At 61.8% G+C, this 24,349-nt stretch carries 24 protein-coding genes and 1 riboswitch; of the genes, 17 read left to right on the top strand and 7 right to left on the bottom strand.

Annotation, left to right across the window (positions count from 1 at the left end; all coding sequences use genetic code 11):
* Positions 1-8: 8 nt before the first annotated feature.
* The 10 genes from AC1DWA_RS19175 to AC1DWA_RS19130 all read left to right on the top strand — a co-directional run bounded on the left by AC1DWA_RS19175 (position 9) and on the right by AC1DWA_RS19130 (position 9,803).
* Positions 9-848, top strand: a complete 840-nt coding sequence (locus tag AC1DWA_RS19175; protein WP_020968384.1) for an MlaE family ABC transporter permease — start codon at positions 9-11, stop codon at positions 846-848.
* Positions 848-1,693, top strand: a complete 846-nt coding sequence (locus AC1DWA_RS19170; protein ID WP_477916916.1) for an MlaE family ABC transporter permease — start codon at positions 848-850, stop codon at positions 1,691-1,693. The genes AC1DWA_RS19175 and AC1DWA_RS19170 overlap by 1 nt, the downstream gene beginning before the upstream one ends.
* Positions 1,690-2,874: an MCE family protein gene (locus AC1DWA_RS19165; RefSeq protein WP_317558016.1), complete on the top strand. Its 1,185-nt coding sequence runs from the start codon at positions 1,690-1,692 to the stop codon at positions 2,872-2,874. Before AC1DWA_RS19170 ends, AC1DWA_RS19165 begins: the two co-directional genes overlap by 4 nt.
* A complete protein-coding gene (locus AC1DWA_RS19160; protein ID WP_020906102.1) occupies positions 2,871-3,881 on the top strand; it encodes an MCE family protein in 1,011 nt (336 codons plus the stop codon). The genes AC1DWA_RS19165 and AC1DWA_RS19160 overlap by 4 nt, the downstream gene beginning before the upstream one ends.
* Entirely contained in the window at positions 3,878-4,870 is a 993-nt protein-coding gene (locus AC1DWA_RS19155) for an MCE family protein (RefSeq protein WP_020906101.1), read from the top strand. The genes AC1DWA_RS19160 and AC1DWA_RS19155 overlap by 4 nt, the downstream gene beginning before the upstream one ends.
* A complete protein-coding gene (locus AC1DWA_RS19150) occupies positions 4,867-5,946 on the top strand; it encodes an MCE family protein (protein ID WP_142006434.1) in 1,080 nt (359 codons plus the stop codon). The genes AC1DWA_RS19155 and AC1DWA_RS19150 overlap by 4 nt, the downstream gene beginning before the upstream one ends.
* A complete protein-coding gene (locus AC1DWA_RS19145; protein ID WP_477846411.1) occupies positions 5,946-7,019 on the top strand; it encodes an MCE family protein in 1,074 nt (357 codons plus the stop codon). Before AC1DWA_RS19150 ends, AC1DWA_RS19145 begins: the two co-directional genes overlap by 1 nt.
* Positions 7,016-8,254, top strand: a complete 1,239-nt coding sequence (locus AC1DWA_RS19140) for an MlaD family protein (protein ID WP_477846412.1) — start codon at positions 7,016-7,018, stop codon at positions 8,252-8,254. Before AC1DWA_RS19145 ends, AC1DWA_RS19140 begins: the two co-directional genes overlap by 4 nt.
* The gene (locus AC1DWA_RS19135) at positions 8,251-8,805 is read left to right on the top strand and encodes a hypothetical protein (protein WP_030534787.1); all 555 of its coding nucleotides are present in this window, start codon (positions 8,251-8,253) and stop codon (positions 8,803-8,805) included. The genes AC1DWA_RS19140 and AC1DWA_RS19135 overlap by 4 nt, the downstream gene beginning before the upstream one ends.
* Before the next feature lie 116 nt (positions 8,806-8,921).
* Positions 8,922-9,803, top strand: coding sequence for an HhH-GPD family protein (locus AC1DWA_RS19130; RefSeq protein WP_024487744.1), 882 nt, complete (start codon positions 8,922-8,924; stop codon positions 9,801-9,803).
* Here the strand turns inward: AC1DWA_RS19130 and AC1DWA_RS19125 are convergent.
* Together AC1DWA_RS19125 and AC1DWA_RS19120 are read right to left on the bottom strand one after the other, a co-directional pair.
* Entirely contained in the window at positions 9,800-10,822 is a 1,023-nt protein-coding gene (locus AC1DWA_RS19125; RefSeq protein WP_230091076.1) for a hypothetical protein, read from the bottom strand. The two genes, AC1DWA_RS19130 and AC1DWA_RS19125, sit on opposite strands and share 4 nt — an antisense overlap.
* Positions 10,823-10,892: 70 nt before the next feature.
* The gene (locus AC1DWA_RS19120) at positions 10,893-11,708 is read right to left on the bottom strand and encodes a hypothetical protein (RefSeq protein WP_477846413.1); all 816 of its coding nucleotides are present in this window, start codon (positions 11,706-11,708) and stop codon (positions 10,893-10,895) included.
* 383 nt (positions 11,709-12,091) lie between these two features.
* On the opposite strand from AC1DWA_RS19120, the gene AC1DWA_RS19115 reads away from it, so the two are divergent.
* A complete protein-coding gene (locus AC1DWA_RS19115; protein ID WP_477846414.1) occupies positions 12,092-14,710 on the top strand; it encodes a helix-turn-helix transcriptional regulator in 2,619 nt (872 codons plus the stop codon).
* Positions 14,711-14,748: 38 nt separating this feature from the next.
* A complete protein-coding gene (locus tag AC1DWA_RS19110; protein WP_019746817.1) occupies positions 14,749-15,174 on the top strand; it encodes an HIT family protein in 426 nt (141 codons plus the stop codon).
* On the opposite strand, the gene AC1DWA_RS19105 is transcribed toward AC1DWA_RS19110, so the two are convergent.
* Positions 15,159-15,896 (bottom strand): alpha/beta fold hydrolase, encoded by a 738-nt coding sequence (locus AC1DWA_RS19105; RefSeq protein ID WP_256065449.1) that lies wholly within the window; start codon positions 15,894-15,896, stop codon positions 15,159-15,161. The two genes, AC1DWA_RS19110 and AC1DWA_RS19105, sit on opposite strands and share 16 nt — an antisense overlap.
* Positions 15,897-15,941: 45 nt before the next feature.
* Here AC1DWA_RS19105 and mhuD point away from each other — a divergent pair, with 45 nt between their 5' ends.
* The 3 genes from mhuD to AC1DWA_RS19090 all read left to right on the top strand — a co-directional run bounded on the left by mhuD (position 15,942) and on the right by AC1DWA_RS19090 (position 17,464).
* The gene (gene mhuD / locus AC1DWA_RS19100; protein ID WP_007726927.1) at positions 15,942-16,250 is read left to right on the top strand and encodes a mycobilin-forming heme oxygenase MhuD; all 309 of its coding nucleotides are present in this window, start codon (positions 15,942-15,944) and stop codon (positions 16,248-16,250) included.
* An 88-nt stretch (positions 16,251-16,338) separates the two neighbouring features.
* Positions 16,339-16,477, top strand: a riboswitch (cobalamin riboswitch).
* Between the two features lie 25 nt (positions 16,478-16,502).
* Positions 16,503-16,697: a CbtB domain-containing protein gene (locus AC1DWA_RS19095; protein WP_003945915.1), complete on the top strand. Its 195-nt coding sequence runs from the start codon at positions 16,503-16,505 to the stop codon at positions 16,695-16,697.
* On the top strand, positions 16,688-17,464 hold the full coding sequence (locus tag AC1DWA_RS19090; RefSeq protein ID WP_070385781.1) for a CbtA family protein: 777 nt from the start codon (positions 16,688-16,690) through the stop codon (positions 17,462-17,464). Before AC1DWA_RS19095 ends, AC1DWA_RS19090 begins: the two co-directional genes overlap by 10 nt.
* Positions 17,465-17,513: 49 nt before the next feature.
* On the opposite strand, the gene AC1DWA_RS19085 is transcribed toward AC1DWA_RS19090, so the two are convergent.
* Entirely contained in the window at positions 17,514-19,349 is a 1,836-nt protein-coding gene (locus AC1DWA_RS19085) for a flavin-containing monooxygenase (protein WP_020968370.1), read from the bottom strand.
* Between the two features lie 140 nt (positions 19,350-19,489).
* Positions 19,490-20,635 carry a hypothetical protein gene (locus AC1DWA_RS19080; protein ID WP_477846416.1) on the bottom strand — a complete coding sequence of 382 codons (1,146 nt, stop codon included), beginning with the start codon at positions 20,633-20,635 and terminating at the stop codon, positions 19,490-19,492.
* Between the two features lie 219 nt (positions 20,636-20,854).
* Between AC1DWA_RS19080 and AC1DWA_RS19075 the strand changes: the two genes are divergently transcribed.
* A complete protein-coding gene (locus AC1DWA_RS19075) occupies positions 20,855-21,634 on the top strand; it encodes an acetoin reductase (RefSeq protein ID WP_060939456.1) in 780 nt (259 codons plus the stop codon).
* Between the two features lie 77 nt (positions 21,635-21,711).
* Positions 21,712-22,980 carry a GAF domain-containing protein gene (locus tag AC1DWA_RS19070; protein WP_477916923.1) on the top strand — a complete coding sequence of 423 codons (1,269 nt, stop codon included), beginning with the start codon at positions 21,712-21,714 and terminating at the stop codon, positions 22,978-22,980.
* On the opposite strand, the gene AC1DWA_RS19065 is transcribed toward AC1DWA_RS19070, so the two are convergent.
* Positions 22,959-23,603, bottom strand: a complete 645-nt coding sequence (locus AC1DWA_RS19065; protein WP_230544113.1) for a DsbA family oxidoreductase — start codon at positions 23,601-23,603, stop codon at positions 22,959-22,961. The two genes, AC1DWA_RS19070 and AC1DWA_RS19065, sit on opposite strands and share 22 nt — an antisense overlap.
* 55 nt (positions 23,604-23,658) lie before the next feature.
* Positions 23,659-24,312 (bottom strand): response regulator, encoded by a 654-nt coding sequence (locus AC1DWA_RS19060; protein WP_019746809.1) that lies wholly within the window; start codon positions 24,310-24,312, stop codon positions 23,659-23,661.
* Between the last annotated feature and the right edge of the window lie 37 nt (positions 24,313-24,349).

Raw genomic sequence — 24,349 nt, 5'->3', positions numbered from 1 at the left:
GGGATGGCGTGAGCACTGAAGTTGGAACAACCGGGGACGCAACGCCTGCCTCCCCCGCCAAGACGAACATGTTCTCGAACCTGCTGTCCGAGATCGGACTGCTGTTCACCTTCACCGTTCGCGTATGCGTCGCCGCTTTCACAACTCTGCGACACAAGCGCCTCGCCTGGCGTGAGGCGCTCGACCAGATGTGGTTTCTCGCCCACGTCACCTCGGTCGCTTCGGCACTGGTGATGATTCCCCTCGGCGTGGGCGTAGCTCTCCAGATCGGTTCGCTCGCAGACCAAATCGGCGCGGGTTCATACAGCGGTGCAGTCGTCGCGTTCCTCATCATCGGACAGGCCGGACCGCTGGTCTGCGCCTTGATCATCGCCGGCGTCGGCGGTTCCGCAATCTGCGCAGATTTGGGAGCGCGCACGATCCGCGAAGAGATCGATGCGCTCGAAGTACTGGGCCTGCCGGTGTTGGAACGCCTGGTCGTGCCGCGGATGATCGCAATTGCCGTCGTCTGCCTCCTGCTGAATTCGATAGTTCTCGTGATCGGTTTGGGCGCAAGCCTCTTCGTTCACGTCCTGATACTCGACGGCAACGCACAGAGCTTCCTGCGCAATCTTGTTCAATTCAGTCAACCGAGCGACTTCGTCGTCTCCGGTATCAAAGCCGTTGCCTTTGCTCTCATCTCGGGAATCGTGGCCTGCTACAAGGGCCTGACCGTCAAGCGCGGAGCTCAAGGCGTCGGCGACGCAGTCAACGAGACCGTCGTGCTCTCGTTTGTCCTCGTGTTTGTCGCCAACCTCGCAATTACCCAGTTCTACCCGCTGTTCGTCTCGGTGAAGGGTGCCTACTGATGCACCTGCCCATCGCAATTCGTGCCAAGCGGGCCAGTTCGCGCACCGTCGACGGTCTGAGTCGACTCGGCGATCAGTTCACGTTCCACGCGCGTGTCATCATCTCGATTCCGGCAACCCTCAAGCGATATTGGCGTGAAGTCGCCCGTCTCGTCGCCCAGGTGGCATTCGGTTCGGGCACCCTGCTCGCCGGCGGCGGCAGCGTCGTCGTGATCTTCGCGATCTCGTTCTTCGYAGGTTCCCAGATCGGACTCGAGGGCTACCGCGGACTCAACCTCGTCGGCCTCGCACCGCTGTCCGGCGTGATGTCCGCCATCGCGAATACTCGCGAGGTCGCACCACTCGTTGCCGCAATCACCTTGGCTGCCAAGGTCGGAACTGGATTCACCGCGCAGCTCGGAGCCATGCGGATCTCCGAGGAAATCGACGCACTCGAAGTCATGGCGATTCCCTCGCTGCGATACCTGGTCACCACCCGAATGATCGCGGCGCTCATCGCGGTGGTCCCGCTGTACCTGGTCGGCCTGTTTGCTTCGTACATGGCAACGGCGCTTGCGGTGATCCGGGTCAAAGGCCAGTCGGAGGGAACATACGGCTACTACTTCAGTCTTTTCCTCTCTCCCAACGACATCTGGTTGTCCTTGGTAAAAGTCATGGTGTTCGCGGTCGTCGTGACCCTCGTGCACTGCTACTACGGTTATACCGCGACGGGTGGACCTGAAGGCGTCGGACGAGCAGCCGGACGAGCGCTGCGCACCAGCATCGTCTTCCTGGCCTTCACCGACGTCGCCATGACAATCGCGCTCTGGGGACTCAAACCTCAGGTGCCCGGGTTGACCGGATGATCGTCACGGGCACCAGTCGAATTGCACTGGCACTGCGTGGTTTACTTGCGATAGTCCTGCTGATCGTCGCCTACGCCTTCTTGTTCAGCAGGGGCACGGACACGTTCAGTTCCACACCGCAGGTCAGTGCTGTCGTCCCCGCCAGCGCCGGTGCGCTGCGAGTCGGATCCTCGGTTCAGTACCGCGGCGTCGTCGTCGGTTCGGTCGCCGACATCGAGCCTGGCACCACCGCTTCCACCATCTCACTCGCAATCGACGAGGGTGCATTCGAAGACATACCGTCGACAAGTCAGGTGCGGCTGATGCCCCGCAACATCTTCGGCGACTTCTTCGTGGACCTGATTCAACCTGACGGTCTCTCGCGCGGTCCTGCTCTCGCGCCGGGTACCGAGTTGGTATCAGATCAGTCCGAAGTCGCGGTCCAGCTCTACCAATCGATCTCACGGATCTACTCGCTCGTTTCTTCCCTCGACCCCGCCGACATCAACGTGGCGCTCACGGCAGTCTCGGATGCGATGAGCGGCAAGGGAAACCAGATCGGTGAGTCTCTCGATTCAGTCCACCAAGCGTTGGTCGGTGCGCAGCCCGTCATCGACGGACTCGGTGACGACCTCGACGACATAGCCACGCTCGCCGACAGTCTCTCGACGAGTGCGCCCGACATGCTCGCCGCATTCGAGAACTCCATCACCACATCCAAGACCGTCGTCGAGAAATCCGACGGATTGGCGGGGCTTCTGCGAGCAGGCACCAGCACGGGATCTGCTGCCACGAGTCTGATCGGCGACAATCGCGACCGCCTGATCACCTTGGTCGACGACGCCGATTCCCTCACCGGTGCAATCACTTCGCGGCCGGACCACATCACTACCTTCTACAACGGCCTGCGCAATCTCACGATCAAACTCCCGCCCGCATTGGCGCACGGTCCCTGGCTCAGCACTGACTTGCGCCTGTCTGTCACAGATCTGTATCCGTACGGAAAGACCGACTGCCCACAATACGACGGGACCCGCGGCCCCAACTGCCCTGCCGCCGCGACCGCGTTCGGCGGAACCGTCGGCCCGGTCGGCAGCCCTGCCGAACAATCCCTGATCTCAGCTATCACCCAGGGCGGTACAGCTCTGGACACTCTCGTGGCGGGGCCGGTATTTCGCGGCACGACGGTGGTGGGCGGATGAGCGTGAAGAAATCTCTGATCAGGTTCGGACTGTTTGCTGCGCTGTCGATTCTCGCCACCGTGGTTGTGGTGAGCACTCTGATCAACCCAGTCTCCGGGTCTAGTTCGCAGTACCGGGCCGTCTTCGTCAATGCCTCCGGCCTGGTCACCGGCAGCGATGTTCAGATCGCCGGGGTGCGAGTAGGGCGCGTCGACAGCGTCGAGTTGGTGAACAACCAAGCCGTCGTCGGCTTCGAACTCGAATCTACACAACGTATTCCGACCGACGGTCGGGCTGTGGTGAGGTATGCAGATCTGCTGGGGGCACGGACGATCTCGATCGAACCCGGACAGGGCGAACTAGTAGCCGGCAACTACCTCTCCCCCGGAGCCACAATTCCCGTGGAACAGACTCAGCCGGCGATCGACCTCACCGACATCCTCGGCGGTTTCCGTCCACTGTTCGACGCACTTGACCCCGCAGAAGTCAACGAGCTTGCCGCACAAGTCGTCCAGGTATTCCAAGGACAAGGTTCCACCATCGAAAGCCTGCTGGAGCGCACAGTTGCCGTCACCGAGAACTTGACGTCCCGAGACGCGATCTTGGACCAACTACTGACCAACCTCGACCGGGTACTCACCGTCACGACGACGAATCGACCCAACTTCGTCGAGATGATCAACACGCTCGACACGCTGGTAGGCGGTTTGGCACAGGACCGCCAACAGATCTCGGCCGCAGTTGATTCCGCAGGTGCCCTGACTTCTTCCCTTCAGGACTTGGTGACGCGCGTGGAACCGGACTTGGCTGGCGCGCTGACTTCGATCGATCAGTCGGCCAGCGTCGTCGTCGACAATCGTGAGTCGCTGGCGACCGGTATCACCGCTTTCGATCAACTGTTCACCCAATTGGGAATCGCAATGAGCTACGGCAGTTGGGCGAACATCTACATCTGTAACTTCCGGCTCAGCGCGCTGGACCAATCGGTGACTCTCGGCGGCCCCGAGCGTTCGGCGGTGTGCCGATGAACTGGCTCACCGTCAAGAACCCGGTCCGCAACGGAATGATCTGCATTCTCGTCGGAGTCTGTGTCGTTCTGGCCGCACTCGTTGTCCCTCAATTGATCTTGAAGGTCAAGACCAACGAGTACAACGCCGTGTTTGCCAACGCCACCGGATTGACGCAGGACGATCCGGTCAACGTCGCGGGAGTCCCGAGCGGGGTGGTCACCTCGTTGGCGGTCAGCGGCAACTCTGTTGAAGTCACCTTCCGACTCGACGACGGCGTCACTCTCGGCGAAAACTCGCGCGCGGACATCAAGATCTCGACTCTGCTCGGCCGACGCTCGCTCGACATCACTCCGAACGGATCGCGCTCGTTACCCGGAGGTTCGACCATTCCCATCGAGAACACGAGTGTTCCGTTCACCCTCGACGATCTCGGACGAGGAGCACAATCCACTTCGGAAAACCTTGATCTGCAACAACTGCGAAACATGCTGACCGTGGTATCCGACAACTCACCGGACGATCCCGAGCTCATTCGCCGCTCACTCGAGGGAATCGACGCACTCTCCGGAGTAGTCAACGACAACGACGTTGCGCTCCGTTCCCTTCTCACCGGAGCGCAGCAGACGACCGCAACACTGATCGAGCAGAAGGACACTCTGGAAACCCTTCTGGGAAATGCGGACCTGGTGATGGCCACGATCGCCGACCGGCGAGATGTGCTGAATGCGCTTGTACAAGACCTCAATCAGTTGAGCACCACACTTGCCCAGTTCCTGGGTGACAACCAGGCATTGGTCGACTCGGTCATGGGAGACATCCACGAGGTGACGGGAGTTCTTTCCGAGAACGAACAATCACTGACCACGTTGCTCGACAACTTCGCCCCCAGCGTTCGGTACGTCACCAATGCGACCGGTAACGGCAACTGGCTCGACCTCAACTCGCCCTCCACCCTCATCCCGGACAACTGGTTGTGCGTCGTCGGGCTCGTTCAGGGGTGTCGATGACCACGACCGTCAAGAAGCTCGCCGTGCTGGCAGCGATAATGATCTGCGCGATCGGTGCGGTCCTGTTCGTCACGCGTGACGAACACCAACTCACTCTCACTGCCGAATTCACCTCGACCGACGCCATCTTCACCGGCAACACGGTGACTATTCTGGGAGTTCCCAGCGGGAGGGTCGAGAGCGTCACGCCGGAAGGGTCCCGGGTACGAGTGGCGATGAGCCTGCCATCCGGAACACGCATACCGGCCGACGCGCAGGCCTGGGTCCTGTCTCCTTCGGTCATCAGTGACCGCACGATCGAACTCGGCCCCGGCTACGAGGACGGTGAGTTCCTCGTGGACGGCGCAGTGATCCCTCTCGAACGAACTCACTCCCCTCTGACATGGGACCAGCTCACCGCATCGGTGAACGAACTGACGGTGGCGCTCGGCCCTGGCGCGGACGGCGGTGGGATCGGTGACCTCATCGGAGAAGGCGCCCACGCGTTGGACGGCAACGGGCAAGCATTCAACGATGCCGTTCGGTCCATCTCACAGGCTAGTTCGGTACTGGCGGGTGCAAGTCCCGACATCTCCGAACTCGTGAAGAACCTGAACACCCTCGTGCAGTTGATCGCGGACAACCAGACCAAGGTCGACTCGCTGTCGAATTCGGTGACAGTCACCGCCCGCGCGTTCAGTACCCAGCGAGATGACATCAGCGGGGCGCTCGATTCCCTGACCACGTTGCTCGGACAGGTCTCAGCGCTACTCGCCGAACACGGCGAGGCGGTCACCGCCGATCTGGGTGCGCTCGCACAGTTGGCCGGTGCAGTCGCGACCAAACAGGACCAACTGCGCGAGATCATCGAAACGGCACCAACGGGATTCGAGAACGTCGCCAACCTCGTCACCGAAGAAGGCCGAGCCAGAGCGCGATTGAACGTCGCCACCGATCTCTCACAGTTCGACACGACGCGAGAACTGTGCGAGAAGATGCCGATTCCGCTGTGCACCGGGCCTGGGATCGTCAATCCCATCGAATTTCCTTCGGCAGGCAGCTCCGACCTGGCACGCATCCTCGGTGGGGGCAACTGATGGCGTCGAACAAGTCCGTGGTGAGCGTTGTCGTGGCACTTGTCATCGCGGCGCCGTTGACCGGCTGCAGTCTCAACTTCCAGCACCTCCCCCTCGGGCGCAGTCTGCCAGGAGAGTCGTACCCGCTGAACATGGAATTCGTCGATGCGTCATTACTCCCCGTCGGCGGCGAGGTGCGGATCGGCCAGGCAGTGGTCGGCAGAGTCACGTCGATGAGCGCGGAAACATTTGCAGCCGTAGTACATACAGAAATTGAATCGGACATCGAACTACCCGTCGGCACTCGCGCTCGGATCGAGCTGTCCACCCCGATCGGCGACGCATTTGTCAACCTCGAAGTTCCGGTCGATCCAACGGGCCCCAGGCTCGAACCAGGTTCCACCATCGCGCGATCGGAGACCGTGCGCGGACCCGATGTCGCACAACTGCTCGGCGCCGTCGGAACTCTGTTGAACGGCAGTGGGTTGGCGCAGGTCAAGAACATCGTCAGTGAGGCTGATCAGATTCTCGACGGCAGGGAGGAGACGATCCGCGATCTGCTTGCGCGCCTTGACACTTTTCTCGGAACACTTGACGACCGAAAGGAATCGATCAATTCGGCACTGAATTCCCTGAACCGGCTCAGCGCTCTGATCGGTGACGAGAGCGCCACCATCGACGAAGGCTTGCGAACACTCACACCCGCATTGGGCGTGATCGCCGACCAACGACAACCGCTCCTCGATCTTCTCGACGAAACCGATCGGCTCAGTACCGCAACCAATTCCGTGCTCGACCAGTCGGCCGACCAGATTTCCGAGATCACCGGACGACTGTCACCCATCCTCGACCAGTTCTCGGCGATGGGCCCGACTCTGAGTGAGACCATGTCCAACCTGGACAACGCGAGAGTGCTCCTCGAGCGCGCCAGCCCAGGTGATTACGTGAACATCGACCTCGACGTCGATGTCGAGGGCACCGTGACCGGGGTGCTCAACGAGATAATTCCGGGCGCCGCACCGCCACTGCCATCTCTGCCCGCCTCCGATCGGGAACTGCCGATCACGACACCCCTGCAAGGAGGAACGCGATGAAGAACCGAACCGTCTATTTCGAGATCGTCGCCTTTCTCCTCATCGCGGTGGTCAGCACGACGTATGTGCTCCGACAAGTAGGTGCCGGAGATCCCTTCACCGGAACGTTCTCGGTCACCGTCGAATTGGAGAACGCGGCCGGAATCGCTCCGGGTTCGGAAGTGGCCTATCGCGGAGTCACCGTCGGCGACGTCGAGTCGGTGGAGGTGGACTCTGCCCAGGACCTCGTCGTGATGACGTTGAGCATCGCCGCCGACCAACAGATCCCCAGCGATTCGCATGTGGCCATCAGCCAGGACACCGCCGTTCCGGTGTTGAAAGTTCAGTTGTCTTCGCAGACCGACGGCGGCCCGTATCTGGTTGAAGGTTCGGTTGTTCCGACTGAGCGCACTTCGATCCCGGTCGCGTTGGGAACCGTGATTGCGAATTTCAACGCTGCTGCCGATACCGTCGATCCGGCAGACCTGCGAACCCTCTCGCACGAACTCGGTGAGGGATTGAACGGATTGGGTCCGGATCTGCAGGCGCTCGTCGACAACTTCGACGTCCTCGCGCGCACTGTCCAAGCCGATCAACCGCGTGTCAACACACTCGTCGAGAACTCGCGCTCACTGTTCACTGCGAACGAGGAAAATGTTGACGCTCTTCCCGAAGTTGCACTCACACTTCGCCAATTGACAGATCAGGTACGAAACTCCGATCCGCAACTGCGCACACTCCTCGATCGAAGCCCGAGTGTTCTCGACAATCAGGTACTGCCTCTCATCGAACAGAGTCGTGAGCCGTTCAGTCTGCTGTTGGCCAATTCTCTCGTCTCCACTCAGATCGTCACTGCACGGATGCCTGCCGTCGATGCCTTGTTGGTGGTGGTGCCCAAAGGATTCGAGAAGTTCGGAAGTATCGTCAAAGACGGACGGGCACAGCTTGATCTGATCACAGCACTCGGCCCGGTCTGTATCTACGACACGCCCCGGCGATCGGTACAGGACACCTCACCGACCACGCTCGACAAGAACCAACACTGCGCGGACCAGTCGGGCCGGATCCAGAATCGCGGTTCGCAGAACGTCCCCACCGGAACTGGAACGATCGACGGGGTTGCCGAATACGATCCTGCCCTCGGCACAGTTGCGACCGGTGACGGAACGTCGATTCGTCTGGGCCTCAACGGTGGTCAGAACACCGTTCTCGGTGACAACTCGTTTGCCGCACTACTAGTACAAGGAACGCAATGATCGAGACACCCCAGTCCGAGACACCCCAACCCCAGACCCCCGAGAGTCCGACACCCACAATCGCCGAAAAGCCCAAGCGGCTTCGCAAGCAGACCTTGTTGATCGTTGCCGGCGTCCTGGTCGTGGTCGCGGCGCTCGGATGGGGCGCATTCGCRACCTGGCAGAAATCGGCCGACGAAGACGCGCGTACCAGCGCACTGGACAGCGGACGGCAATTCGCCACTGATCTTGCGACGTACAACTTCCAGAACCTCGATCAGAACCTTTCCGTGGTGCGTGACAACTCTGTCGGTGAGTTCGCCGGTCAGTACGCCCAGGTGGCAGCCAACCTGCAGAACATGATCGTGCAGTATCAGGCGACCTCGTCCGCTCAGATCATTTCAGCCGGGCTGGCGAGCAGTGATCGCGACAACGCCGAGGTGCTCGTGTTCCTCGATCAGACGATCACCAATACCAACTCCCCCGATCCGAGGATCGACCGTAACCGCATGCAACTTTCTCTGGTCCGCGAGGACGGCGAGTGGAAACTGAGCAACGTGCAGTTGTTGTGACTCAAAGGTCTGGCGTCACAGGCAGCCGTGTCGGTGACTGCCGATAAAGTGGCCTCCAGAAGTCGACGTGTCCTTCGTCGACCAGGAGCACAGGTTCGAGGAGTGTGTCGGTAGCAGTGGCAGTGGAATCTTCGGTGCTACTGAAGTGGTACTCCGAGACGGCTCGTGACCTGCCGTGGCGACGCGAGGGCGTCAGTGCCTGGCAGATCCTGATGAGCGAGATCATGCTCCAGCAGACGCCGGTGGTGCGCGTTGCGCCCATCTGGGAAGAGTGGGTGGAGCGCTGGCCGGTACCGTCGGCGATGGCAGCGTCGAGTCAGGCAGAAGTACTTCGCGCGTGGGGCAAACTTGGTTACCCACGACGCGCGCTGCGGCTTCACGAATGCGCGGGCGTCCTGGCTGCCGAGCACGGTGACGTGGTGCCGGAAGACGTCGACACCCTGCTCTCCCTACCGGGAATCGGTTCGTACACCGCCCGCGCCGTGGCGTGCTTCGCCTACGGACAGCGAGTGCCGGTGGTGGACACCAACGTACGACGCGTGGTTGCGCGAGCCGTCCACGGCAATGCGGAACCAGGCAATCCGTCCAACACACGCGACCTCGCCGACGTCGCGGCGCTGCTGCCACGGACACGAGCGCGCGCCGCCACCTACAGCGCCGCTCTCATGGAACTCGGTGCACTGATCTGCACTGCGCGGACGCCGAACTGCGAGAACTGCCCTTTGCCGAACTGCGCGTGGGTCGCTTCGGGCAAACCGGCACACACCGGACCGCCCAAGAAGGTGCAGAAGTTCGCGGGCACCGATCGCCAAGTTCGCGGAAAATTGATGGCCGTTCTGCGCGAGAGCCACCGTCCGGTCGAACGCGCGCAACTCGACATCGTCTGGCCGACCGATCCTGGTCAGCGTGACCGCGCACTACATTCCTTGTTGGTCGACGGACTGGTCGAGCAGACCGATGACGGCCTGTTTGCACTGGCTGGAGAAGGTACGCCCTAGCCCACTCGCATCGGGTCGCATGCTTCTGCTGGTTCGACGGTCTGGGGTGGTGTGACATCAGGATCCGAACGCCGAAACGCAGCGGGAACGACGGGTACCACCGGGTCGCAAGGCGGGAGCGTCAGGATCGGTAGGGCCGCTCCGGACGGTGGCCCGCTCGTCGGGTTYGCCGGCTCGGCGCCGACGTTCGGGCGATCAGTGGACACCGCTCGCGACCCGTCCGGCGACAGAGCGATCAGCAATCCCGTCAGCATGAGCAGGAGCGGCAGCACTATTGCCGCCGCCCACCGGATTCTGTTGACGGGCTGAACAGCCGCGCCGCCAGCGGACCTGACCTCACTCCCCCGACCGGCCGCTACCAGCGCAGCGCCTATCGCCAGTTGGGCGCGCTCGCCGAGATACAGGAAGCCGAGCCCTGCCGATTCGGCGGCTTCGGCGGACAGCTGCCGAGACTCTTCCTTCACCAGCATCGCGACGAGCATCTTGGGCACGGGGTCTCGTTCAGCGACGAGCAGGTCCAATGTCGCAGCAAATGTCGAGCTGTCTGTAAGCAACTCGGCGGTTGCGTAACGGTGCGCCGAGTCCACGACGCCGGCGCTCGGATCGATGGCAGCGATCACAGTCTCACCGCCGTCCGGCCAGAATGCGAGAATCGGCGAAATACCATTCAGGGCGTCGACCGTCCGCAAGTAGGCAATGCGAGCGTCCAGACCGTTGACCAACTCGATGTTCTCGAAAGTGCTGGAGGACAATGAATCCGGGACAAATTCGCGCACGTCCGCGCGCTCGCACAGCACTCCGAGGACGGTGGGGCACAGGTTCGAGCGCAGGGCCCGACCGGTGGCGACCTCGGCAGCGGAGGCGAGCGCGCGTGCCGACGCTTGCGCAGAGGGAACAGTCCCGTTCGCGCCCCACGGATGACGGAACTCGTCGATCGAGCCCAGAAGGGGTGTGTCCGCATCTACGAGAGCTGTTGAAATGGAATTGTTTTCGAATACCACGCCCAGGCTTTCACGCACTGGATCCTCCATTGACTGTTTCCAACTGGTTCTGAACTGTTTCAGGTGTTGCTATCACTGTGGAGCTGTATCAGAACGTCAGGCCACCGACCGCCATTGCGCCTGGTTCCAACACCACGTCGACCGGCGCTCGGCCGTCGACCGTGACGCGATACGTCCCCGGCAGGAGTCCGACAAACGAGAAGCGACCCTCGAACGGTTTCACCGTCCGCGCTGTCGCGTGCCCGCATTGATCGACGCCGCTGATCACCACCGCCTCCGAGATGCCCGACGTCACCAGACCTGAGATCCGACCATCTGCCGAGACAGCTGTCCCCTGGTCTCTCCGACCACCAACAGAATTCCCTTGTGGATCACACACTCCCGGGGTGGTCGCCACCCGCACGGTGACATCGTCCGACCGCACGCGAGCCGCCCCTCGATCTGCGGTGACCAGTGCAGCAATCGGTAGACCGTCGGCGTCTTCCCGCTTTCCCGCAGTCATCGTCGCTGTCCGGGTGAAGTACCGGTCCGCTTCCAGATTGCCTATCAGGCAATGTAACCCGAACTCGTCGACACCCGAGCCGTCTCCGCAGTAGTCAGGCACGGACGGTAGAACGAAACCTCGAGGCACCGGAAGCTGCACGACCACGTCCGAGAGCGGATGCCCCCGGACGCCGATGTCTACGACATACGTCACCGGATCACCTTCTCGGACAATGCCGTTGGACGGTCCGGAATCGAGCCCTGGACCGTCACCGGGATCGAACGGCGGCGCACCGTCAATCGCCGTCAACTCGACTGTGAAGGGAGAAGCGGACTCTCCCTCGGCTGCCAATCGAACATCCGACTGCATCGGTAGCGCACCGAGCGCAGCTGCGCCGACAAGTAACACTCCTGTCACCACGACTACGCCTCGCACTCTTCGGGCGCACGCTCTCGGTCGGAGTCGGACCGTAACCGCCTTCGACCACACCACTGACAGACGAGTTCTCACGACGCTCCTTCGATGGCCGACCCTCGGGGCCCGGTCGGGCACTCTCGACTAGATTTGGCGAATCCCGAGCTACGTTCAATAGAAGTCGCTCGAGGGACTCGAAAGCCAATGGTGACGGCATGATTATGTGGGTGAACTTCTTTCACCCGGGGTGAAGTCGCGGGTGAATTGCCCGGGATGACACGCTCTGGATTCGCACCAGCTACGCTCCTCCCTGTAGATAGATGGATCGAGACAATCCGCCCAAATCCGCCAATTAGCGTGGGGCGTGAAAGCAGAAAGGGTCCGCGTTGATGTTCGGGAGGGACGGCCACGACTGGGCAGCTATTCCCGAAAGGCGCACTCTCACCGAGTCGATTCCTCGGCAAGCACTGTTCGCGAAACTGGATCGACGCGCCGCTCTGACCGTCGTCCGTGCACCGAACGGCCACGGGAAATCGTCGTTGATCGCATCGTGGCTGCGCGCCCATCTGGCATCCGAACGAATACTCGTCTGGGTCTCGGCCCCACAGCCCTCGTCGACACTCGAAGATTTCTGGGCCGTTGTCCTCGATCGAATCCACGCTGCCGGAATCGCACTGCCCGACGTCGACGATCTCGCCGATCCTTTCACCGCTGCCGCCAAATCCCTGAACGCCCTCAGCCGCCCCGTGCTGCTCGTGCTGATCAGGCCGGATCTGATATCGGAACCAGAGTTGGACGATCAGTTGATCGATCTCCTCACCCTCTGCCACAACCTGGACCTCGTGGTCACGCTCTCGGGATTCGGCATGTTCGCCGAGCCATACCTTCTCGACACGGATCACGAGGTCATCGGCGCCGATGAGCTGTTGTTCACGACATCCGATACCGCCCAACTGCTGGAACAGGCGGGGGTGCGCACGGCTGAGGGTGATGCAGAACAAATCACATCCCTGACGGGTGGGCTGCCCGCATTGGTTCGCGCCGCAGTCGCCGCCGTCAGGGACTCACGTAACAGCAACCGTGAGCGAGAGATCAAAACGAACACCGCGCAAGCGATAGACGATTACGTGACTGATTCCGTTCTCGCCACCGCTGAGCGCCTAAAGCAACATGAGTTCCTACTCGCGACCGCCTTTGGTCGATCGATCACCGTCGGCGTCGCCACAATGCTGTTCGAGTCCCAGCGCCCTGACACTGCCGAAACCGTTCATGAGATCCGCTCGCGGCTGGTGACGCTGGAGACAGCCGGCTTGTTGTCGCGCGTCGAGGCCGAAGCCGACGAAACATGGGAATTGCCTCCCGCCATTCGAAGATCGATACTCGCGCACCACACCCGCGCGGGAATCGATCCGTCGCAACGTCTTTCATTCCTCGCTCACAATCGACTCGACAACGGTCATCACGCGTCGGCGCTGGACTACGCGGTCGAGGCACAGAACTGGACCCTGGCAGTAGACATCGTCGAACAACATTGGGTGACGATGATCGTGCATAACCTGGACTCGGTTCGCTCCGCCCTCCAACGGATTCCGGCGGAAGCTGCCGACAAGCACTCTGCCGTTGAGGCCGGACGTGCCTTGTTCACGATGCATCCGAGCAAGCGATCCACGGCAATCGACTTGCTACCCGAATCGCCGGCCGAACTGTGGGAACTCGGCGCCCAACCCAGCGCGAAGGACGCCTTGAGCATCGCCTGCGTTCAATCGATCATGCTCAGGATGGCCGGTGAATACGGGCTCTCGGCAGAGACCACCAGGCGGCTGTCTCACCTCAGCCGCAGTGCGCTGGAAAACAATCCGGAAGCGGTCAGCGCACAACTCCCCCTGATGCGACTTCAATGGGCGATCAATTTTCAATTGAGCGGCAGGTTCACCGAATCCACGATCAAGGCTCGAATGGCATACCACGGCGCCCTGTCTCACGGAGTCGACTTCATCGCTCGCAACTCTGCGGGTAGTGCCGCCCTGAATTGGGCTTTGGCAGGTGAGCCGCGGCAGGCCAGACACTGGTTCGAACTCGAACAGAAGCATCCTGACCCCGGGGGTTGGCTCGAACCTGTAGTCAAGATCGCCGGCTTGACGGCACGGGCTCTCGCCGCTCTCGACACACTCGACTTCGGTGACGCACGTATCGCACTGACCGACCTCGGTGTTCCGTCTGACACCGAGGAGCTATGGGCGTTCGTCGTCTATGCGCACAGCCAATTCGCCCTGACTCAGAGCAGTGAATCTTCCGCTCTGCCCTTGCTCCACAACGCGATTGGAGTGCATTCCAAGCAGTACACGGCCACGTCTTTCGCGCTTCCTCTGCTGCAATCCGCAGAAATCGATCTCCTGCTCGCACTCGGCGAGGGAAACAAGGCGACGGCTCTGGCCAAGGAAATTGCCGATCCTGCAGCCAACCCGTGGACGCTCGCGTCGGTGGCGCGTTTACGTCAGCGAATCGGCCAGAACGAGGCCGCTGTGGCGCTGTGTCATCAGTTCGACTGGTCTGGCGAATCCTATCCGCGGGCACAGATGGAATCGCTTCTGGTGCAAGCGGTTGCACACTCCGAGCTGGGTGAGCCACGCCTCGCCTCTCAGGAGTGGTCCAGAGCGTGCAGTATCGCGGACCAAACCGGACTTCTGCGTCCGTTCGCGACCATCGGATCGGCGGACGTCGAGAAACTCGAATCGATGGCAGTAACAAAATCGCGTGCACTCGCCGAGTTCTCGAAAAGTGCTCCTGCGGAATCATTTCCGGGATCCGTACGTATCGTGGAGCTGACCGAACGCGAACAGAAGGTCCTCTCACTCCTGGCGCTCGGCATGGGGTCGGCCGCGATGGCCGACAAACTGTACGTGTCCGTCAACACCGTCAAGACTCAACTGCGCACTCTCTACAAGAAGCTCGACGCACACAATCGAAACGAAGCGATCACGAAGGCACGTCAGCTGCGCCTGCTGTAGTCCCGGGTCGGATCTGATTCGGACTACATTCTGTAGGCATGAGCACCGATACCTGTGTCTTCTGCAAGATCGTCGCGCTGACCGAGCCGGCGATTCTCGTCCACGAGAGCGAGACGACTCTTGCATTTCTCGACGCCCGACCGGTGAGTCGCGGACACACCCTGGTGGTCCCCAAGCGTCATGCAGAAAACCTCGATGCTCTCGAAAGCCACGAGGGCGCAGAGATGTTCCGCGTCGGCACGCTCATCGCCGGAGCTCTACGCCGCTGCGACATCGCCGCTGACGGAGTCAACTTTCTGGTCAACGACGGGCGTGCCGCGGGGCAAACCGTGTTCCACTCGCACCTCCACGTCGTCCCCCGCCATCGCGGCGACAAGGCGAAGTTCGCTGCCGGACTCCTGGCCAGGCGAGCCGTCGAACTGGAGCAGGTGGGCGCGTCGATCCGCAGTCAGCTCACCGTCTGAAGGAATTCCGTCACCACTTCGCGATAGCGCTGCGGTTGATCGTCGTGAACCAGGTGGCCTGCGTCGGCAATACGTACGTACCGAGTTCCCGGCCTCTCGGCCATCTCTCGCATCTGTCCCTCGGGGGTGATGGTGAACTCTCCCTCGATCAGCAAGGTCGGCACGTCGATCGCCTTCCACTGATCCCAGAAATGCCTCGTGCCCCACTCCTCCGAGATGTCGCGGAAGGTCGACACCTCGCCGTGCAGGTACCACCCGTCGTCGCGGCGGTCGAAAGAGTCGAGAAAGTACTGGCCGGCGACGGGCCCGAAGAATTCCTTCATCGCGTCCTCGGAAGCAAACGGCTGCGGCCACGCCGAGATCATCTGAGCCCAATCCGCGGCGGTGCGTCCGCGAAAATCCGGAGCCATGTCTTCGAGGACCAGTGCACAAACCTTTTCGGGATGCGATGCGGCGAAGCACCACGCGTGCAGAGCCCCCATCGAATGGCCGATCACGATCATCGGCTCCTCGATGGACGCAACGGCAGATGCCAGGTCGTCGACGAATGCCTCGGTGGTCAGCTCTGACGGCGCGGGCCGGCTGTGACCGGCGGCGTCGAACGTGTAGACGTGGCCGAACTCGCGGATCCACGGCACCTGGCGTCGCCACGTTCTCGCGCTGCCCATGAGGCCGTGCAACAACAGAATCGGTTGTCCTGTTCCACCTTCGTCATGCAACACGAGTGTCACGGTACGCGGTGAAGGTGCGCGGGTAATGTCGCTTGCATGGCAGTCGTGAAGATCAATGCAATCGAGGTCCCCGAGGGCGCCGGCCCCGAACTGGAGAAGCGCTTCGCAGCACGCGCTCATGCAGTCGAGAACTCCCCGGGCTTTCTCGGATTCCAACTCCTCCGCCCCACCGCAGGTGAGAGCCGTTACTTCGTGGTGACGCAGTGGGAGTCCGAGCAGGCGTTCGCCGATTGGCGTGACGGCCCTGCCCGCGAAGCCCATTCCGGCGAGCGTGCGAAGCCCGTCGCTTCGGGTGCGTCGTTGCTCGAGTTCGAAGTTGTCCTGGACGTCGCCGCAAAGAGCTGATCTCGAACGATTGTGCCCGCCTTGGCGGGCACAATCGACGGTCATCTCGGCTTCACGCGTTGACACGGTGCGGGCAGTAGTGCAAAAGTTCGCATGTAAACGCGATGGTCCGACAGGAATCCGGTGAAAGCCCGGAGCGGTCGCGCCACTGTAATTCGAGGTGAAGTGCCTTTTTCGGCACGACTATTTCGACAGCCAGACACTTCGGCCATCGCATGGACCTAGGGGACGCGAAAATCCCAGGAGGCTTCGATGGCTCTCGCCTATTCTCCCGATACGTCGATCGATTCGACTCGTCTTGCTTTCCTCGCCGCTGCAGTAGTTCTGTTCGCGATGCTCGCTCTCTACCTGGTCGGATTCGACCAGGGCGCTATCTCTCGCACCGGCATGTACATGCATGAATTGATGCACGACGGTCGACACTTGATGGGCCTGCCGTGCCACTAGTCGACAATTTCACGAAGCTTCTCATTCGTGGTTTGTTGGCTGGTTTGATCGCAGGCATCCTTGCCGGCGGAGTTGCATTCGTGCTGGGTGAACCGCACGTCAATGCCGCCATTGCGATCGAAGAAGCCAACAGCGCCACCGGTGAGGTTGCCGGCGAAGCCGCTGGGCATTCGCACGGTGACGAAGAAGAACCACTGGTGAGCCGCGACGGGCAGCGCGCCGGGCTGTTCCTGGCCACAGCGCTGGCCGGACTGGCACTCGGGGCGATCTTCTCGGTCGTTGCCAATTACGCTCGACGACTCACCGGAATGTCCGGGCCGTTGTTGGCGATCACCATCGCCGTCGGTGGTTGGCTGGCCATCGAGGCCGTGCCCTTCTTCAAGTACCCGGCCAATCCGCCGGCCGTCGGAGATCCCGACACCATCAACCAGCGCACACTGCTGTGGCTGGCCGCCGTGATTCTCGGGCTACTGTCCGTCACCGCGGCAGCAGCGGCGGCAAAGGCAGTTTCCGGGCACGAGTTCCTCAGCGTGCGCATCGCTGGTCCAGTGGCTGCGTTCCTGGTGATCGCCACGATCGGTTACGTCTCGCTTCCCGGCATCAACGAGGTGGGCGAGGACTTCCCGGCAACTCTGCTGTGGGAGTTCCGACTTTCCTCGCTCGCTACGCAGGCGACGCTCTGGCTCGTGCTCGGGTTGGCATTCGCCTTCCTCACCGAGCGCGCGACCAAGAACACCGAAGTAGCAAAAAAGTACGCCCTTCGCTGAACCCTTTATTAACCGCGGGCGGTTAATAAAGGCGCACAGCAGTTCTATTTCAGCTCAGATGATGCACTTCCTGCAGTCCGTACACCGGCGTCGGGATGCCCTCGTAACGCGCCTTCAACTGCAACGCCAAGTACAGCGAGTAGTGGCGCGACTGGTGCAGATTGCCTCCGTGGAACCACAGCGCTTCCTGCTGCGTCGGCTTCCACATGTTGCGCTGCTCGCCTTCCCACGGTCCCGGATCCTTGGTGGTATTCGAGCCCAGGCCCCACACCTTGCCGACCTTGTCGGCGGTGTCCTGACCGATCAGATCCGCCACCCAGCCGTTCATCGAGCCGTAGCCGGTCGCGTAGACCACCACGTCGGCAGGCAATTCCGTACCGTCTTCGAGGATCACGCTGTTCTCGGTCAGCTCACGAATGTTGCCGTGCGCGAGCTTGATGTCTCCATTGGCAACCAGTTCGGCCGCGCCGACGTCGATGTAGTACCCCGAGCCGCGGCGTAGGTACTTCATGAACAGACCTGAACCGTCGTCGCCCCAGTCGTGCTCGAAGCCCGCCTTCTCGAGGCGATCGTAGAAATCCTTGTCGCGCTCACGGATTGCGTCGTACACCGGGATCTGGAACTCGTGCATGATCCGGTACGGCAGCGAACCGAACGTGAGGTCCGCCTTGTGCGTCGTCATGCCCGCGGCCAGTGCACGCTCCGAGTACAGATCACCCAAGCCCAAATCCATCAGCGAATCCGACTTCACGATGTGCGTCGAGCTGCGCTGCACCATCGTGACGTCGATGCCGTTCTCCCACAGTGCACCGCAGATGTCGTGCGAGGAGTTATTGGCCCCGATCACAACGACCTTCTTGCCCACGTACTGATCCGGGCCGGGGTGCTTGCTCGAGTGGTGCTGATCGCCGAGGAACTTGTCCTGCCCGGGGAACGTCGGAACGTTGGCCTTGCCGGACATACCCGTCGCCATCACCAACTGCTTGGGACGCAACGTCAGCTTCTCGCCGTTGCGGTTGACCTCGACGGTCCATTCCTGGGTCTTCTCGTCGAACGACGCAGAGGTGCAGGTCGTGGAACTCCAGTACGGAACCTCCATGACCTTGGTATACATCTCGAGCCAGTCGCCGATCTTGTCCTTGGGCGCGAACACCGGCCAGTTGTCGGGGAACGGCATGTATGGCAGGTGGTCGTACCAAACCGGATCGTGCAGGCACAGGGACTTGTAGCGTCCGCGCCACTGATCACCCGGCCGCTCGTGGCTGTCGATCACGATGGCCGGAACTCCGAGTTGGCGCATCCGGGCACCGAGGGCGATGCCTCCCTGTCCGCCGCCGACGATCACGACGTAAGGCTGTGTGGTGTAACCGAGTTCGCGATCCTCGATCTCCTTCTGCTCGGCCCACGTGATGCGGTTCGGGTCCGCTCCGTGCTTCGCTCCACGAGGCCGGCGAGTGCCCTTACCTTCTTCGTGTCCCTTCAATTCCTGCAACGACGTCAGCAGGGTCCAACCTTCATCTCCTTTCAAACGAAGGTGCCCGTGCGCGCGACCGGTTGCAGTCTCGAATTCGATCCAGGCCGACGTGACGCCGTCGGCTTCGTCGGGTGTCTCGGTGGTCCGGAATCCCGAAGGATCGGTGTCGTCGAGACGCTCGGAGAGCATGTCGGCAATCTGCTCGCGACCTTCGACGGTCTTGATGTTCCAGGTGAACGACACCAAGTCTCGCCAGAAGCTGTCGAGTGCAAATTTGCCTGCCACACGCTCGATGTCACGAGCCGCGAGGGCCGACTCGAAATCCGCCAGCCAGGCGTCGACGCGTTCCTGAGGTGTCACCGCCGTCAACTTCACCTCGGGGGTGACTGCGGAATCGATGGTTTGCGTCATCACTTCTCCTTGTTTGTGAATGTGACACACAGCACATCCCATAAGTGGCCCCGGTCACAAGCGTTGCAGTCTGTTGCAATCAGCGGGCGCGGTGCCGCCGCCCGATACCGGTTACCCGCACCGATGTGCGGGCAACCGACTCACCCCTCAGTAGGCTTGAATTTGCCGAGTCCCAGCGACTGAAATCCCACGACGTAGAACAGCGTCCACAACACGGCCCAGTCCACGAAACCCAGTGCATTGCCGTGTAATCCGTCGACAACTGCCGGCTCGTGAAGAATGTGCTCTGCCGCAAAGCGGTAATAGAACAAGAATGTGACCACCGCGAGCGCAAACGTGAGCAGCGCGCGGATCGCCAGGTTGACCCCGTCCGCAAAGCCCGTGGGCTTGTCACCGAAGGCGTTGGCCCAGAAGATCATCCAGAAGGCCCAGCACACACCGAGCTGCGCCGGGAACTGATGGACCACACCACCCAACTCGGCAACGGCATCGCTTCCCACCAACACCTTCACGACCGGAAGTGCCACGAAGTACAAGCCGGTTCCGACGGCGAAGTTACCGATCGTGGCTGCGAGCGCCGTCTTACCGCCGCCGCCGAACAGTCGCCACGGCCAGTTGTCGAGCGTCTGGCCAGTCAGGATCACGACCACCACGACGCAGTAGAACCATCCGAGTGCGGTGTCGACAGTCATCAACGGATCCGTGGCGGACAGCGACACGGACGGCAGACCGAACACGAAGTACAGCGCCAGCGTCGGGACGGCGACAAACGCGATCTCACACAAACCCACCAACGGCTGCTTCATCCCTAGGGAAGTCCACGGCCAATGCTGCCAGTTCAGGACCACCATCACCCAGGTCCCGAAGCCGAAGAGCACGAACAGCGCACCCGCGAAATATCCGAGGCCGCCCTCACGATCGGCCGCGAAATCCGGGTACAAACTCCCCAAGCCGTTTGCCAGGAGCCACGTCACCACGACGGCGAAGACCGCGGTCGCGACCATGATCGCCAAGCCTTTCGCCGGCTGTGGGAGTCGATCGAAGCCGGCGAACTCGCAATTGAAGCCGATGAACACAACAAAAAGGATTGCCCAGAAAAGCGCCGCGTTGAACGGCAGAGGATAGAAACTCCAGGGACTGGTGGTCGGATCGGCCAGAAGGTACCAACTCGCCACGGCCAGCACGAGAACGATCACGAGGTTCGCGATCCCGAACCCGATCCAGCGGCGTGACGGTTGTCGGCTCGGCGTGGCCGGTTCCGTGGGTGTGTCGACTGTAGCGGTCATGTGCCCTCTCCCAGATTGTCTCGCAAGATGATTCGCGAAGTGGTGGCGCAACTATGGAACCGTCGCGCGGGGTACCGGGAGGGTTGCCGAGGGTTGCAACTGCTGTCCGATTTTCCGGAATTGCAACACGGTGCAACCCTTCCGCATTGTGGTCGCCGTCACATACAAATCACTCACCGGTTCACAACCGACTGGTTCACTGCTTACGAGGAGATCTGCATGAGCATCACGGGCAAGGTAGTACTGGTCACCGGCGCCGGCCAAGGAATCGGACGCGGAATCGCTCTCCGCCTCGCCCACGACGGCGCCGACATCGCGTTGGTCGACCTCGACCAGACCAAGCTGGATGCGGTTGCCGACGAGATCAGACAGATCGGTCGTCGTGCGACGACGTTTATCTCCGATGTCAGCGATCGCGCGCAGGTTCACGCCGCAGTCGAACACGCGCACAGTGAGTTGAGCGGATTCGACGTCATCGTCAACAACGCGGGAATCGCTCTCGTCGGCCCGATCTCCGATGCGACGCCGGAAGAGGTCTCCAAGATCTGGAGCGTCAACGTCGACGGTGTCCTGTGGGGAATTCAAGCCGCAGCGGCAAAGTTCCAGGCGCTCGGTCAGCGCGGAAAGATCATCAACGCGTCGTCCATCGCCGGTCATGACGGGTTCGCCATGTTAGGTGTTTACAGCGCAACAAAATTCGCGGTCAGGGCCCTCACTCAGGCTGCGGCCAAGGAATACGCGTCCGACGGAATCACCGTCAACGCGTACTGCCCCGGCGTCGTGGGCACCGACATGTGGGTGACGATCGACAAGAGGTTCGCCGAGTTGACCGGTGCGCCAGAGGGCGCCACCTACGAGAAGTTCGTCGGCGGAATTGCGCTGGGTCGAGCTGAAACCCCCGACGACGTAGCCGGTTTCGTCTCTTACCTCGCTGGGCCCGATTCCGACTACATGACCGGGCAGGCCGGTCTCATCGACGGCGGTCTCGTCTACCGCTGACCGAGGTGTCTTCACTGAAAGCGGCGTCTTCGCCGAAAGCGGTGTCTTCACTGAAAAAGCGGTTGCCAGAGCCTGCGATGCCGCCCGGCGAGGATCCTCGCGACTACGCGAGGACCCTCGCCGCGGTGTACGACGCGACGATGGCCGGAGACCGCGCACCGGCCCGCCCAAGGGACGTGGTGCGCCAATCGTGGCAGCGCCTGCGCGAACTCGGTATCGATCCCGAGCACAGCCGGGTCGAACCGTCGATGGACGTCGCCGAACTCGATCTCCGTCGTCGTGAGTCCGGACTGTACGACGTACTCGACGACGTGACACGCGGACTCGAATCGGTCACCGCGAGCGGTGAGAACATCATGGTCGTCGCAGATCTTCGCGGAACTGTACTGTGGCGCAGCGGTTCCCATCGCGTACTGGACCAAGCTGCGCGTCTGGGATTTGTCGAAGGGGCGAACTGGGCGGAGGACAGCGTCGGCACCAAWGCCATCGGAACGGCATTGGTGTCACGACAGGCGGTTCAGATCTTCTCGGCGGAACACTATGCGCGCAGCCATCATCCGTGGACGTGTGCGGGGGCGCCCATCCGCGATCCGCGGGACGACCGTGTCATCGGCGTCGTCGACATCAGTGGTCCTGCCAAGACCGTCCATCCCACGACGCTCGCTCTGGTCGACGCCGTCGCACGCCTCGCTCAATCACACCTGCGCGACAAGCATCGGGACAATCTCGATCAACTACGTTCTGTTGCAGGGCCGATGCTTGCACGAAGCGGATCACCCGCACTGGTGATCGACACCCACGGATGGGTCGCAGCGGTCGACGCGTTACCTCATCGCTCGCGCGTGCTGCTCCCCGCAGCTTTGGCTCCCGGCAGGACATGGTTCCCGGCCCTGGGCCTGTGCGAACTGGATCCGCTTCCCGGCGGGTGGCTGGTTAGACCGATCGCCACCGGCGAGAGAATCAGCGCGCCCACGGTGCATATCGATCTGCGCGATTCCGAGAACATGTCGGTGACCGTCACGTCGGGTTTCGGCGAATGGGCATACGCCCCCACCCAACGACATGCGGAGATTCTGTTCCTCCTCGGATCCGAGAGACGGGGACTGACTGCATCGCGGTTGGCGCAAGATCTGTTCGGCGACCCGGCCCGCACGGTGACCGCGCGGGCCGAGATGTCGCGACTGCGAAAGAACCTCGCCGGAGTTGTTGCAGCGCAGCCGTACCGGTTCGTCGATGCAGCGCACGTGACGTTGTCCTGCCCCGTGAACGGCGCACATCTGTTGCCGTTTTCGAATGCCCCGGCGGTGCGTGCCGCTCGCCTTACTCAGGCCGGTTCGGAGGCCTGAGTGAGCAACTGCAGAAACACCTCCTCGGGCTGAGCGCCGGACACGGCAACCGCACGGTTGGCGACAAAGAACGGAACGCCGCTGACCTGCAGTTGGCGGGCCATGGACAGATCTTCGCGGACAGCCTCCGCTGCGGCATCGGAGCCCAGTTGCTCGCGCACGACATCGGCGTCGAGGCCGACGCTCACGGCCAGCTCGACCAGCACCTCACGGTCGTCGATCACCTTGCCGTCGCTGAAGTGCGCTTTGAACAGCGCTTCGAGGAGTTCGTTCTGCCGCTTACCCGCGAGATGCAGCAACCTGTGCGCATCAAAGGTATTGGCGGCGATCACGGTTTCGAAGTCCAAGGTCAGCCCGACCTCGGCGGCCGTCGCGCTGACGTGGGCGAACATCTGACGTACCTGATCAGGCGCCATTCCCTTCATCTCGACCAAGGCGTCGAGTTCGGTTCGGCCCTCTCCCACCGGGGTCTCCGGAGCGAGCTGGTACGAGCGCCAGATGACGTTGACGCGGTCCTTGTTCTCGAAACGATCCAGCGCCGAGAGGAACCTGGTCTTTCCGATGTAGCACCACGGACAAGCGACGTCCGACCACACTTCGATGGTCACGTCTTGGTCAATCACGATTTGATCAGTCACCGAAGGTGCAACAACGAACAGGGTCGGGATTAGTCCCGAGTCACGTCACCAGGCCACACCGGAAGGCGATCAACGATGCACTCACGCGGTTGGGCACACCCAGCTTGGCGAACAGCGAAGAGATATGCGTCTTGACGGTGGTCTCACCGAGGTACAGTCGCTCCGCGATGACGCTGTTGGCCGCGCCTGTCGCCAGGATTGTCAGCACTTCGCGCTCGCGCTCGGTGAGCGAAGCGAGCGGAGTCTGATCGGGCGCTTGCCGACGCGGCGACGAGGCCACGATGGCGCGCAGAGAATCGCAACTGAACAACGAGTGGTCCGACGCCACTACCCGCACTGCCTGCTGGAACGCCTGCGGAGCTGCATCCTTGCTCAGGAAACTGTGCGCGCCCGCCTCGACTGCCTGCACAACCATGTCGTCGACGTCGAAGGCGGTCATGGCAATGACCTTCGGCGGATTGCTCATGGTCATCAATTCACGCGTGGCCTCCAAGCCACCGACCCGTGCCATCTTCAGATCCATCAGCACCACATGGGGACGAAAACGAGTGACCTTGGCTGCGACCTGATCTCCGTCCTCGGCCTCGGCAACCACCACGATGTCCGGCGCTGCTTCCAGGATGTCCTTCATCCCGCGCCGAACCCACGCGTCGTTGTCGACGATCAAAACTGTGATGCGCGAGTCAGCGTCCATAGTGCGCTCAGATTACCCAGAGCCCCCGACAGTTGGA

This window comes from Rhodococcus sp. P4_F3_2 (genome assembly GCF_056401335.1).
Note: the sequence above shows the minus strand (reverse complement) of the source record. Positions and strands in the feature narration are given on the sequence as shown.